Below are 13,224 nucleotides of genomic sequence, written 5' to 3' on the forward strand. Positions count from 1 at the left end.
AAAATAGTTGGCTTGTTACAGGGTAGTATTCTCGTAAAGACTTAGCAACAAGATTCAGTATGTGCAAGCTGGCCAACTTTTACTACTTGCTGTAGTAAGCGCCGAGCGGTACGGTTGTGTAAGGGTAAAAATCTTGGTTAAAACAGGTTAGCGAAATTATTTTTTACATATGAGTATAAGAAAGATGCAAAACAGGAGCAGCCCTCATAAAATTTTGCCGTAGTTCGCGGTATGCCCACATTCCGGACACTAAACCGCCTTTTCACAGGTATCTGCCTATTAACTGCTATAAACAGTTGCCAGCCCGATAACCCTGGCCGTACCGAACAAATTCCCCCAGCCCTTGCCGACACGCTTACGTTTGATTCGCTGGCGAATCCTGTTGGTGCTACCGATACCACTCCTATCCGGCGCGATTGGCACCACCTCAGCAAGCCTACCAATTCGCGGGCCCCGCTTGCAGTGTACCGAAGCGCACAGCGGGCCCCAACCGGACTCCATCCTGATCTGCCTCCTGGTGAAGCCACCTTACTGGACCTGACCCGCAAGGCCAGCGAATATTTTCAGATCGACCCTAGTAAGGCTGCCGAGGTGCGGGGGCGTACCGGTACAGTGTTGCGGTTAGCGGCTAACACCCTAGTAGATGCTAACCAGCGTCCAGCTACGGGCCCCGTGTGGGTGGAGCTAAAAGAGTGCTATACGCCCGCCGAAATGGTGCTTACCAATCTCACCACGCTTACCACCGACGCCGAGCCACTGCAAACGGCTGGTATGGTGCTGGTACGAGCTACGGCCGCCGGACAACCCTTGCAGGTAGCTACCGGCCGTACCATGCGCTTGGAAATGCTGGCGCTTCAAGGCAAACTACTTTCAAACATGAGCCTCTACTACGGCCAAGGCGCTACGCCTGTCCGTTGGGTTGCCGCCCCCGAAGCGGCAACGCCGGCGTCCCTAGAAACCATCTTCACCGATGCCAGCCCGATGCCAACGTACGGCAGCGGCCCAGTTGACATCAACCGCTTGGTTCGCTACCCGCACGAAGCACTGGTTAGCCAGACGCAGGGAGTGGTATTTGCTTCGTTTGTGGTCGATGAAAGCGGCCGGGTGCAGAAGCCACACATCCTGCGGGGTCTCGGCCACGGCTGCGACGAAGAAGTGCTGCGGGTACTGCGTCAAACTTCGGGCCATTGGACGCCAGGCCAGCGCGCCGGGGAGTTCGTGAAAGTGAAAATGGTGTTGCCTATCCGTTTCTCGTTCCAGCCCGGCCAACTCAGCACCGATACCACCCGCCTCAACTTAACGGCCAGCACGGCGCCATCGTCCGAACCAATAGCCACTACCGAAGAGCCCGCCGAAGCGACTCCCATTGACCGGTACGTATTCCACTGCTCACAGCTAGGCTGGCTTAACATAGATCGTCCTCTGAGTGGCAGCAGCACCACGCTCGTGGCCGCTACTCCCGACGAAAGTACCACGGTACGCCTGGTAGTGTTGGGTGCCACGCCTGCTGTGTTAGCGGGCGAGGCAGTGGAAGGGGGCTACCAGTTCAGTAAGCTGCCGGCTGGCCGCCGCGCCGTGGTGGTTGGTCTGCGTTACCAGGGTGGAGTGCCGTACCTGGCCTGGCAGGAAACCACCACTGGCCAAAGCACCACGGCCCCGTTGGAATTTCGCGAAACCACCTTGGAAGAATTGGAACGGCAACTGGAACGGCTCTAACTTGAAGGCAGCTTAAGCTTAAAACAAGGAGGCGGAGGCCAGCAACCAAGTTTTCGCGCGGCTTGCTGGCTAAAGGGCAGGCTTATAGTTTCAGCGTGATACTCTGTGGTTCCGTGAAGAAGCGCAACACTTCCAAGCCTCCCTCGCGTCCGACTCCGGAGTTCTTCACGCCGCCAAAAGGGGTGCGCAGGTCGCGGTGCAGCCAGGTGTTGATCCAGACGATGCCGCTGTGCAGAGCATGGGCCACGCGGTGGGCTCGGTTCAAGTCGCTGGTCCAAATGGTGGCAGCCAAGCCGTATTCGGTGCTGTTTGCCCAACGCAGAACTTCTTCTTCGGTGTCAAATGGTGTGAGGGTGACGACAGGGCCAAATATTTCCTCTTGATTTACGCGGCAGTTAGGGGGCAAGCCTTCGAATACAGTGGGTTGCAGAAAGTAACCACCGGCGCAACGGCCATCCAACTGTACGCGCTGCCCACCAGCCAGTAGGGTGCCGCCTTCTTCGTGCGCTAAGGCTATGTAGCCCAGTATTTTTTGCAAATGCGCCTCACTCACCAATGCCCCTTGCTGGCTGCCTGCGTCCTGCGGGTCGCCGATGGTGAGGCCCGCTACTCCATTTAAGAACTCGGTTTTGAATACCTCATAAATAGAGCGCTCAATGAAAATCCGTGAGCCGCACAAGCAAATCTGGCCCTGATTGGAAAAGCTACTGCGCAAGCTCGTGCGCACGGCTTCAATCCGGTTGCAATCAGCGAAGATGATGTTCGGGTTTTTGCCGCCCAGCTCCAAGGAAAGTTTCTTGAACAGCGGCGCGGCTGTGCGAGCAATATGCGCCCCGGTAGTGGTTCCGCCCGTGAAACTGATAGCCTTGATGGCGGGGTGCTCTACAATGGCTTGCCCCGCGCGTGGCCCGGTACCGTGCACGATGTTGAGTACGCCCGCCGGCAGCTTGGCTTCCAGGCACAATTCGCTCAGCAAGAAGGCCGTGTACGGGGTAAGCTCTGAAGGTTTTGCCACAACGCAGCAACCGGCGGCCAAAGCCGGGGCTATCTTCCAAGTAAACAGGTATAGCGGCAGGTTCCAGGGTGAAATGCAGCCAACCACGCCCAACGGGTGGCGCACGGTGTAGTTGAGTGCCACTCCTTCCTGGAAGTGAGTTTCAGAAGAAAAGTGCTGGGCCGCCGTACCGAAGAAGGCGAAGTTGCTGGCGGCCCGCGGAATATCAACGGTGCGTGCCAGGCTTACCGGCTTGCCATTGTCCTGGCTTTCGGCCTGCGCCAATCGTTCTAGGTCTCGCTCAAGCAGCTCCGCTATTCGTACCAGCAGGCGGCCCCGTTCCTCGGCTGGCAAAGCGCGCCAGGCCGGCAAGGCAGCTTCTGCTGCGGCAACTGCTTGCGCCACATCAGCCCCCGTCGAGTCCGGAACTTGGGCGTATACCTGGCCGGTGGCGGGCTCGATAGTGGGCAAGTAAATGCCGGTAGCGGGTGGCACAAACTGACCGTTGATGTAGTTTTGGAGGTGCAACATAGCGGGAGGGAAGGCGAGGTCCACGGCAAGGTAAAAAAGCCAACTTGATTGAATAGTTACTTTTGCCGGAAGCTAACGCCCACTGCGTAGCGGCTCTTTGCCTGATTCTGCTTGTTTTCTATGAAAAATTGGTTGCGCCTGATGCTGGTCACAGGCTTCTATGCGCTACTATTCGTGCTGTTTACCTGGCCCTTGGCCGCCCACTTCACAACGGCTTTTCCCACCGTACCGGGGCGCGATTCCCTGCTCTACGCCTGGAATTTCTGGTACTTCCGCGAAGCCGTTGTAAGTGGCCACAATCCATTCTACACCGACTGGCTGTTGTATCCGTGGGGTGCGTCGCTGATTATGCACGCTTACATGCCGCTACTGGGCGTATTGAATTTGGCGCTTGACAATGCGCCGCTTACTATCAACATTGGGTTGCTGCTGAGTTATGCGCTTTCCGGTACGGGGGCTTACGTGCTATGCCGCCGCTGGGTACGAAATCCGGTGCTGTGCCTGCTGGCCGGCGTCATCTTTGCCTATTCGCCTTACAAGCTCATTCGCCTGCCCGAGCACTACAATCTGGTGCTGACGGCAACCGTGCCGTTCTACGTCATGGCATTTCTCGATGCCTTTGCTTTTCGACCGAGGAAATTACTGCCGCAGGTGCGCAGCCGTCGGGCGGTGGGGTGGTGCTTTGTGCTAGGGTTAATAACCTTACTCTGCGACTATTATGTCACGTTTGGGCTGCTCTACTTTTCGTTGGCCTACGCGCTGTGGTACTGGCTGCAATTGGGCGAGCTGAACCGGCGGCGTTGGCAAAGCTGGCTGGGCGTGGCAAGCGTGTTGCTGATTAGTCACATCTTCCTCAAGCTGTTGCGCATCGTGCAAGTGCCCGACAATGACGGACCTTGGTGGGGTGGTGACGTCGTGAGCTACTTTATGCCCCCGCCCACCAGCCGTTTTCTGGACTTCGAGTGGGCGCAGGACTTGTATCTGAACCCGGACGTGTTCAACATGCCCGGCTCGCTGGAAATGATTCTCTTTGTTGGCTACTCGGTGCTGGCGCTAGGGCTGGTAGTGGCCTTGTGGCCGCACCGCCCAGCTTCCGTGCGGCACCTCGACCCAACCGGGCGGCCCCTGGCGTGGGTGCTGCTCTTCTTCGTGATGCTCACGCTGCCTACATTGCGCCTAAATGGCCAGGAAACCCTTCATCTTCCTACCAGCGCGCTGCACTTCGTTCCCTTCCTCAACAACATCCGCTGTCCTACCCGGTGGGTGATGATGGTGGGTTTGTTTTTGCCCCTCGTGGTGTTCAGTGGGCTGGAGGCGCTGTGGCAGTCCCGGTTGCGACCCACGCAACAAACTATGCTAAGTCTGGCCTTGCTTGCTCTGATGCTGTTTGAATATTGGCCGAAGCCCATGCACCTTACCACCACCGACGTTCCTATCGTGTACGACGAGGTGGCCAAGCTGCCCGGAACGACGCTTTTCCCGATTCCTTTCGGCATTATTGATGGCTACCGCAAAATTGGGGAAGTACAGACCGAGCAGTTCTTTTACCAGACGCGCCATCGAAAGAAATTGCCCATTGGATACTTTTCCCGCATCAAGCCCGAAATCTTCACCGCTTTTCAGCAGGATACCGTGCTCAAGCGCCTCCTCACGCTCCAAACCGACCCCAATACGATACTACCAACCCAACCAACGCCAAGCCAAACGGCGACCTTCCTGCGGACGTATCAGCCCGCCGCCTTTGTCGTCGACCCCACGTACCGAGACACCCCCGTGCACCTTTACTTGCGCCAACTTTTGCAGCCCTACGGCTACCGCGAACAAGTAATAGGCGACTATGTATTGCTTGCCCCACCAGCCAAATAAGGCGCAAGTCCAGCATTAGCAAGTGTTTCCGCTACCGCAATTGCTCGGTTGGGTGCGGTACTTTCTTGGTGATGTTGGTGTCGGAAATAATATAGAGGGGGCGCTGGCGCACGTTGGCGGATAGCCGGGCAATATATTCGCCAATAATACCCACTGAAATAAGCTGTACGCCACCCAAAAACAGGATGCTCATCATAAGCGAAGGCCACCCTGGTTCGTATTCGCCGGTTACAAAGCGGGCATACAACGTGTAGAGCAAAACCAGAAACGCCACCCCCGATACCACGAACCCGCTGATCGTTGCCGCTTTAAGGGGGGCGTCGGAAAAGCCCGTAATACCGTCCAGCGCCAGCCGAATCATCTTGCTGTAGGTGTAGCCTGTTTCGCCGCCGGCGCGCTCGGCCCGGTCGTATTCCACGTAGGTTTGGCGGTAGCCAATCCAGGAAATCTGACCCCGGATGAACTTGCTTTGCTCGGGCATGAGCTTGAGCGCATCCACTACCTTCCGCGAAATAATGCGGAAGTCGCCGGTATCAACCGGGATGGAGATGTGCGTGATGCTTGCCAAAAGCCGATAGAAAAGTTTGGCCGTGAACTTCTTGGCTGCGCTTTCGCCCTTGCGCGAACGACGCTTAGCGTACACCACCTCGTAGCCCTGGTGTAGCTTTTGGTACAGCGGCACAATCAACTCGGGCGGGTCCTGCAAGTCGGCGTCGATGATAACAACGGCTTCGCCCACCGACAAATCCAGTCCAGCAGTTACGGCTATCTGGTGACCGAAATTGCGGCTGAAATCAATGTATCGAACCCGTTCGTCGCGCAGTGCCAAGTCCTGTACCAGCGCCAGTGACCTATCCCGCGAACCATCGTTGACGAAGATGAACTCGTAAGTCAACTCCATAGGGTCAATTACTTCGCGCAAACGCTTATGCAACGACGGTATATTCTCTTCTTCGTTATAGATGGGAATAACAACGGAAAGGTCCATAGAAGTGATAGTGAGTTAAAGCAAAGATACCGCTGTCTGGAAGAAGACAAGAATCCCACTTACCAGTGGATTCTTCGCCGCCTATGTTCCACTTAGTAAACCTTTTGTGTTAGGAAAAAGTGTGCGTCTACGCTAAAGGCTCCGGCCATCTGGCTCCCACTCAATTGACGCTAGCGTTACATGGCAGGCTTAACGTAAGCACAGCAAAGAGTTTCCCTTAGTAAGGAGTGAAAAGCGGAAACACCATTTTGCTTTGGCAGCAAAATGGTGTTTCCATTTCTGTGGTTCCTTACCGCTGCCCTCTTTGTTCTGGCTTCTTAGTAGCCGGAACCAACAACGTTAGCGGGCGAGATAAACAGGTTAAGGCTTCTTGGCCAGTGCAAATACACTCACGCCTACCGGTGCATTAATACGTTGCAGCAAGCGGTTTTCAGCCTTGATAAAACCGGTTAGCAGCGTATTAACTAGGGGAGGAGCTGCGAAAAGATCATCAGAAGCCGGTTTGTTGTCCTTGGGCAGGAAACGCTTAAATAGGCGCACAGCAGCAGTCGGGAAAAACAGGCTCACGTTCCAGTAGGAGCTGCGGCTCACCTTTAAGCCTGCGCCACGCATGGCCGTTGCCAACTGATCGGCGGTGTAGCGCCGGAAATGTTGGTTGATGACATCGTGCTTGCCCCACAGGAACTGGAAAGCGGGCACAAACACCAAAAGCTGTCCGCCGGGCCGCAACACGCGGGTCCACTCTCGCAAAGCCTGCGCTTCGTTCTGGATATGCTCCAACACATCGGACGCTACCACCAAGTCGAATGATGCGTCTGGGAAAGTTAGGTTGGCGCCATCCATGCACGACACGTTAGGGATGCCGCGGCGTTCGGCTACTGCTATGCCGGCTTCGCTTACATCAATGCCCGTGAGGTTGGTGTAGCCAGCGCTGCGCAAGCGTTGCAGTAGCGGACCACCCGAGCAGCCGATTTCCAAAATTGGGGCATCGGTAGCCAGCTTCGCGTCTTGCACCAGGCGGAAAACCATATCGCGCCGGGCCTGAAACCACCAATAGCTTTCTTCTATTTGGTGATATTTTACTTCGTATTCAATGTTCATTAGCCTCAAAAGTAAGCAACCCAACGCAAAATTAGCTAAAGCATTTCGGGCTGCTAGATGAAAGGAGGTTGTTAGGTTATCGGTTGATAATGAATCAGCTAGAAACGTAGTATGCTATACCTAACTGACTCGGTGCCGTCGTGAGTTAGGGTGTTGGTGGGTATTGGTAGTATCGTTCGGTGTGCTTGGTTACCCGCCAATACTGCAACATTTTAGCGTGCTGCCTCGATTCGTCCGGGTTGGTCATCAAGCCCCAGGCCAGCACGTAGCAATAGTTGGAAACGTTGATAAGCGGTTCTGTTGATTGCGCCATCTGGTCTAAGGCCCACTGTTCACACCCGTTGTTTGGGGGGATGTTGGTCTTCTTGTCAACATAAATAAAGGTAGCCGACAGCAAGAGCACCGCCGTCAGATAGCCACCAAACACGACGCCTCGCAACTGAAACAGCAGGAAGTAGGTGGAGAGGCCATAGGCAAAGATAAACCCTAGCAAAACCGGCAATATAGAATCGTTGCGAACCAGTAGCGGGCGGTAAGGCCGGTAGCCACCAAACGGCAGCAACAGCATGTATACGACCGTAAACAAAGTTATCAGCCCCATGATGCGCAGTATTCGCCGCCGCTCTGGGGAGGCGGGCACCAGAAAGAAAATCAACAGCACGTTGATGGCCAGTACCAAGAGCAACATGCGCAGTCCCCAATCCAGCATCAACTCCTGGTCGATGCCTTTAGGCAGAAGTTCATAGAGTTCACCGAGCGTATGCGTGTGCGCATTCTCGGAGTTGTAGCGGCCGATGTAAAGGGAATACAAGCACAAACCTGCGAGTATGGCAAGCAGCAAGATGGCTTGCCCGGAAAGCCAATTATTGTCGGCTAGCCGCAAGGACAGCAGGCGAGGCGAATGCCGTAGCTTATGCCAGAGCCAGTAGCACGCAATTCCGGCTAGTACAATAGCTATTACGGCCACCGGAATGGGGCCGTTGAACGCTATTACAATCATGAGCAGCACCAGCAACAACGCCTGAAACGGGCGCAGCCGCAGGGGCTGCTGCTCGTGCGCCGCTTTATAAAACGGCCAGAGCAATACTAGCAGCAAGGCGGTGGGAAAGGCATAAAAGGAAGTGTACGTAATGGCTTGATTGATAATACCCATTTGCTCGTAGAACCCGTAGGTTTGAAACATGGGTATCAGCAGCGCAGCCGCTATCCAAAAACCATAGGCCCCTCCTTCCCCGGCGCCGCTTAACCGCACATAAGCCGCCAGTGTAAAAATAAGTAGCGCAACCGTCAGGGTAGTGAACAGGGCACTGGTTGCGTAAAGGCTGCTGATTGGACTGATAACCGTTTGGAGCAGAAGCGGCACTTTGTTCCAGTAATAGAACATGGTGGCATGCGCAAAAAAACGGTTGGTTGCAGGATACGTTTTGTTTTCAGTTAATATCCCCCACCCAAAAGGGTCATGAAGTACGTGCGCGTATTGTGGAGCAGGTAATACAACGGGTACCAAGTCACCGTCCAGCGGAATCTGATAGTTCTGCCAGTAAGTAGATGCCAGGTTCACCATCACAAATACTATCAGTAAACCAAGCAAATATCTCTTCTTCATCCGTCTTGCTATCTATTGTTGGGTGGCAAATTATCGTCAAAATAAAGGCTTAATCGTTGCTGGCTCTCACGCAGCCTACCAAATCAATCGAAGGCGGCAATTACTAGCAGCAGCTTAGTGGGCGTTCCGTTCAAGCTGAGCGGTAGCCTTCCGACGGCATAACTCACTTGGTGAGCTAACCACGTTTATTTTCCTGGCAAAGCAGTGGGCTTACAAGCAGCCCCAATAGTTCAGGAATGAACGCTTGTAGTTTAAGATGATTGTTTGTTCTACTAGTACTAGGTTAACTTTAGTAGGAGTGCAATTGCGAAATAGCGAGCGGAGAGTAAGTGCAAGCCCTCAATAGTGAAGTCGGGCAGCGGCAGCGAAGCGGCTTTGCCAGGCGGTGCAAGTTATTTACCGGCAGTGGTGCGCGCTTGCTACGTGAGGTAGCTGATGAGTTGCCTCACTGCTTGCTTACGGGCTACACGCAATAGGAGCCAAGAGCGTGAAGCTCTTGGCTCCTTGCTTTGGTCATACAGCGCTAGGCAGCCTTTCAAAGTAGAGAAAACAGATTTACGCTGATTGATAGGCTGGCTTTGGTGGTAAACGAAAACGCGTCGGCTACTACAACAAGCCCAACCCAGCCAAAGCCTGCCACCACTACCGGACCGCACAAAATACTATGTCACAATCTGTTACTGGGCTCGGTCAAGACTCGTCTGCACTTGTTCCCTCAACCCGGACCGACGCCCTGCTCTACCACTACTCTTTGATACTAACCTTCAAATCATCAATCAAGACAGCATCCGTCGCATCAGCACGCCACAAGGAAAGCCGCATGTGTTGGGTGGCATTGATGTTGGGTGGCAGAGCGAATTCCTTGCTGACCTGCACCCACTTTTTGTAAGATTTAACTACTTCGCCGAGCTTAATACCATCGCCATACACCTGCTGCCCAGTTGCGGGGTCCACTATCTGAATACCTAATATCCCGGTAGATCTTTCGCTTGGCAGATAAGCCCAGGCTTCCAAGACAATGGTCTTAAACTTTTTCTGGCTGACCAGCATCAGGGGCGAATCAAAGGTCAAGCTGAACTCACGGTTGTTGTCCACCTTGATAGCATACTGTCCGGAATGAGCACGGCCGCGGTCGAGCGCGGCCGGATCGTTGTTCCAGCCTGCCAAGGATTCGAAGTCGTTGGCTGTAATGGTGTTTTCGTCAACCTTCAGGCCCGATTCATTGTCCGACGAGCAAGATCCGAGCAAGGCTAAGCCGAGCAAATAAAGGTAAGTTTTCATCAATAGGTTGAATCGAGTTTTACTTTAAGCAGCAAAGATATACGCTTTGTAAAAGAACTACATGCTGACTTTTAAACTAGGTAGCAGACTTCCAAGACCAGAAAACAGCACGGATTTTCCTTGCTCTTTGCTTGCTAGCTGCTACCATTAGTTGCGCTGCTAGGCCGTCCAATCTTGCCATGTACCACATCCAAGGCGCGCTTCCGGCTTGGTTGACGAGGTTCTCTACCGCCGCAGAAGTTGCTTTTGATTTCTGCTTGCCAGTAGGTTAAGCTGTTGCCTGCATCCGGCGTAGTTGCTGGCGAGTTGACGATTTTCTCCTAGTTTTGGGGTTACAACCAACTACTTCTTCGCCTCCCCTTTATGAAGAAACTGCTCTACATACTATTGGCAGTCAGCACAGTTTCCTGCGACGGGAAGCTAGAGGAAATTCCCGCCAATCAGCTAGCAAGCAACGATTTTGAATCAGTTGATGGCTGGATGGGAGATAACACCCCCCCTTCTCTGACCAAAGAGAAAGCGCATTCCGGCCGCTATGCCCTCAAGGTGGGGCCGGGAGTGGAATACAGCATGGGCTACAACAACCTACTAAGCAAGCTCAGCGCTAGTAAGGTCACTAAATTAAAAGTGCGTGCTTGGATCAATCTCCCCAATGGAACTTCGCAGCCTGTATTAGTAACAGCTATAACAGATCCCAATAACCCAGGGGCCAAGCCGCTTGTGTGGGAGGGACTGAAGTTGTCGGATCAGGTGAAATCCTTCAATAAATGGGTGGAAGTAGAGAAAACAATAACGTTTCCTGCTACCGTCAACTACACCAACAAAATCAATGTGTACCTGTGGCGCACCGGCGCCGTGGAAACAGCTTTACTCGACGATTTAATCATCGAAAAAGTAGAGTAGCAATACTACGTAGCACTAGTATCGTGCGCGCAATGGCAGTGGAGGACCGTTGCTGGCAATAGGTTGTTGGCAGACCAGCGAGACAGCACCGTTTCCTCGTCTGCTTCAACTTAGCAGGTATAAGCAAGTCCAACTTTAATGGCGGGATAGGGTAGGTGCTGTTTTTGGGTTGTTACTCGCTTGATAAGTAAGGAGTCCCTGCCACTATGGACCTCAATAGAAAAGCTAAACTTTGGCGCTTTCTAGGGGCAATCATTCACCTGTATGGGATCAAGCGTAAGGATGGGCGTCGCGGAAGTTGTTGGCCGGAAAGTGTACAGGAAGTTAAGCTGGGTAGGTTGCTTGCTTATGCTTTGCGCATTGGCACTAACTTCCTGTTCTTCCAACTCCGACCAAGGACAGTGGATAGGAGACTACGTTACGACCAACGATTTCGAGTCGGTGATGGGCTGGGGCAGCGACGCGAGCAGCCTAACGCGTGACCACGCGCATTCTGGCCGCTACGCCGTGCAAGTTGGCCCAGACCACGAGTACGGTTTAACGTATGATTTGCCCCTCAACCAAGCCAGTGTGCATCAGCTTAAGGGGGTTGAGGTCGATGCCTGGGTCTATCTTCCTAGTGCTCAGGCATCGGGTATGCTGGCGCTCCAGATCATTGATGCCGGCAGCGGCAAAGCAGTGCATACCGAATATCTTCCGCTGACCGAACAGGTGCAGGTATATAAGGAGTGGCGCCCCGTGCACAAACGGTTTCTGCTACCAACCGGCCTCTCCAACGGCTTTCATTTGCGCCTCTACCTATGGCGCAACAACAGCCCGGAAACGGTTTACTTAGATGACCTGAGCGTGAAGGCCTTGGAATAGTTCTTCCGTTTAGTCTTTGATACAACAGCCCTGTGGTGAATCTCTTCAATCAGTACGGCAATCCATCTACGCGGCACTGGTTATGGCTGCTAGGCACTAGCGTAGCTTTTGGGGTCGAGGTGCTCTTTTTTACGATTTTGCGTGGGTATTTTGGTCCCTATTACAGTCCGATCTGGTTTTACCTCGCGTCGGTGCTGCTGTGCGTGTGTGCCCTGTTGACGCAACTCGATCAGCCAGTAAGCAAGCCGGGGCCTCGTGCCGGCTGGCACTTTGCCGTGTACGGGGCCGTGCTGCTGTTCGGTGGCGCGGTGGCAGCAGCAATACAGTACCCTGTTATTGCGGCCAACCCCATCGACGTTGCACAGTCCGACGTTATTCCGATTCTGCAAAACTACGTGGGCCGGTTTCGGAGTGGCGAAATTGTATACCGCTACATCACCAACCTGCCCTACCCGCTGTTTCCCAACCATTTGCCTCTGCAATGGTTGCCCTACGTGCCGGCCGATAAGTTAAGCATCGACTACCGCTGGTGGTCTTTGGGTATTTTGGTGTTGGGAGGCTTCGGGGCTTATTTGGCTTTTCTGAACCGCCAGGCGCTAAGGTGGATACACTTTGTGCTGCTGGTTGGGCTGCCTTGGCTGCTGCTCTGCTTCCTGATTGTGACGGGCAGCTATATGTTTTCGCACACCGTTGAGTTTACCATCATCGCCTATTATTGCTTGCTAACCGCTTCAATTTTCATTCGCTCTGCCTGGTTGCGGGCCGCCGCTTTGGTATTGTGCCTGCTCTCGCGCTACTCCGTGATTTTTTGGGTGCCGCTTTTCCTCTGGATACTATGGCGGGAAACCGGCCGCCGGCACGCTGTGGCCGTGGCCTTGTTAACGGGCTTGGGCATTGTGCTGGTGTATGTTGTGCCCTTCCTGTCCAAGGACTGGACCATCTTCACGCATGCCCTCAACGAGTACCGCGTAGCTACACTAGGCGAGTGGACCCGTACCGATGCTACCAACGAGGGCGGACCCGTGCACCTGTTTTCGGGACTAGGTTTTGCGTCCTTCTTTTATACGTACGGCCACGGCGAAATTGCCGACCGTATTAGCTTGCTGCAAAAGGTACACGTACTGGTTTCGCTAGCCGCAGTAACTGTCAGCGGCTTCGTCTATTGGAAACTGCGTCGGCGCGTCGATTATCGGGTGCTGGCGCTAATTGCTTTGAAATTCTACCTGGCCACGTTCTACGCTTTCCTCCAGATTCCTTACGCGTATCTGACGTCGATGGGGCTGTTTATTTCGGTCTTTGTCGTGGTCGTAGCTTTTCGGGAACCGAAACGGGCCGTAGTGCCAAGCGCATAAATTTCCTGCTGATTTTATCTTT

Annotated in this window: 10 protein-coding genes; 5 read left to right on the plus strand and 5 right to left on the minus strand. The window is 53.9% G+C overall.

Going from position 1 to position 13,224, the window contains the following annotated elements; all coding sequences use genetic code 11:
• Positions 1–231 precede the first annotated feature (231 nt).
• Entirely contained in the window at positions 232–1,716 is a 1,485-nt protein-coding gene (locus tag ACFE7X_RS05450; protein ID WP_375434653.1) for an energy transducer TonB, read from the plus strand.
• Positions 1,717–1,798: 82 nt separating this feature from the next.
• Here the strand turns inward: ACFE7X_RS05450 and ACFE7X_RS05455 are convergent, their stop codons facing one another.
• Complete coding sequence (locus tag ACFE7X_RS05455) at positions 1,799–3,241, minus strand: aldehyde dehydrogenase (protein ID WP_375434654.1); 1,443 nt, start codon at positions 3,239–3,241, stop codon at positions 1,799–1,801.
• Positions 3,242–3,361: 120 nt separating this feature from the next.
• Here ACFE7X_RS05455 and ACFE7X_RS05460 point away from each other — a divergent pair, with 120 nt between their 5' ends.
• Positions 3,362–5,107 (plus strand): hypothetical protein, encoded by a 1,746-nt coding sequence (locus tag ACFE7X_RS05460; RefSeq protein WP_375434655.1) that lies wholly within the window; start codon positions 3,362–3,364, stop codon positions 5,105–5,107.
• 31 nt (positions 5,108–5,138) lie between these two features.
• Here the strand turns inward: ACFE7X_RS05460 and ACFE7X_RS05465 are convergent, their stop codons facing one another.
• From ACFE7X_RS05465 to ACFE7X_RS05480, 4 genes are all read right to left on the minus strand, one after another.
• On the minus strand, positions 5,139–6,095 hold the full coding sequence (locus tag ACFE7X_RS05465; protein ID WP_375434656.1) for a glycosyltransferase family 2 protein: 957 nt from the start codon (positions 6,093–6,095) through the stop codon (positions 5,139–5,141).
• A gap of 360 nt (positions 6,096–6,455) precedes the next feature.
• A complete protein-coding gene (locus ACFE7X_RS05470) occupies positions 6,456–7,196 on the minus strand; it encodes a class I SAM-dependent methyltransferase (protein ID WP_375434657.1) in 741 nt (246 codons plus the stop codon).
• A gap of 145 nt (positions 7,197–7,341) precedes the next feature.
• Positions 7,342–8,802, minus strand: coding sequence for a hypothetical protein (locus tag ACFE7X_RS05475; protein ID WP_375434658.1), 1,461 nt, complete (start codon positions 8,800–8,802; stop codon positions 7,342–7,344).
• A 744-nt stretch (positions 8,803–9,546) separates the two neighbouring features.
• Positions 9,547–10,083 carry a hypothetical protein gene (locus ACFE7X_RS05480; RefSeq protein ID WP_375434659.1) on the minus strand — a complete coding sequence of 179 codons (537 nt, stop codon included), beginning with the start codon at positions 10,081–10,083 and terminating at the stop codon, positions 9,547–9,549.
• Positions 10,084–10,446: 363 nt separating this feature from the next.
• On the opposite strand from ACFE7X_RS05480, the gene ACFE7X_RS05485 reads away from it, so the two are divergent.
• From ACFE7X_RS05485 to ACFE7X_RS05495, 3 genes are all read left to right on the plus strand, one after another.
• Positions 10,447–10,986 carry a carbohydrate binding domain-containing protein gene (locus ACFE7X_RS05485; RefSeq protein ID WP_375434660.1) on the plus strand — a complete coding sequence of 180 codons (540 nt, stop codon included), beginning with the start codon at positions 10,447–10,449 and terminating at the stop codon, positions 10,984–10,986.
• Between the two features lie 360 nt (positions 10,987–11,346).
• On the plus strand, positions 11,347–11,850 hold the full coding sequence (locus tag ACFE7X_RS05490) for a carbohydrate binding domain-containing protein (RefSeq protein ID WP_375434661.1): 504 nt from the start codon (positions 11,347–11,349) through the stop codon (positions 11,848–11,850).
• Between the two features lie 35 nt (positions 11,851–11,885).
• Entirely contained in the window at positions 11,886–13,202 is a 1,317-nt protein-coding gene (locus tag ACFE7X_RS05495) for a hypothetical protein (RefSeq protein WP_375434662.1), read from the plus strand.
• Positions 13,203–13,224: the final 22 nt, after the last annotated feature.

It is taken from the genome of uncultured Hymenobacter sp. (assembly GCF_964242765.1).
Taxonomy (GTDB): domain Bacteria; phylum Bacteroidota; class Bacteroidia; order Cytophagales; family Hymenobacteraceae; genus Hymenobacter.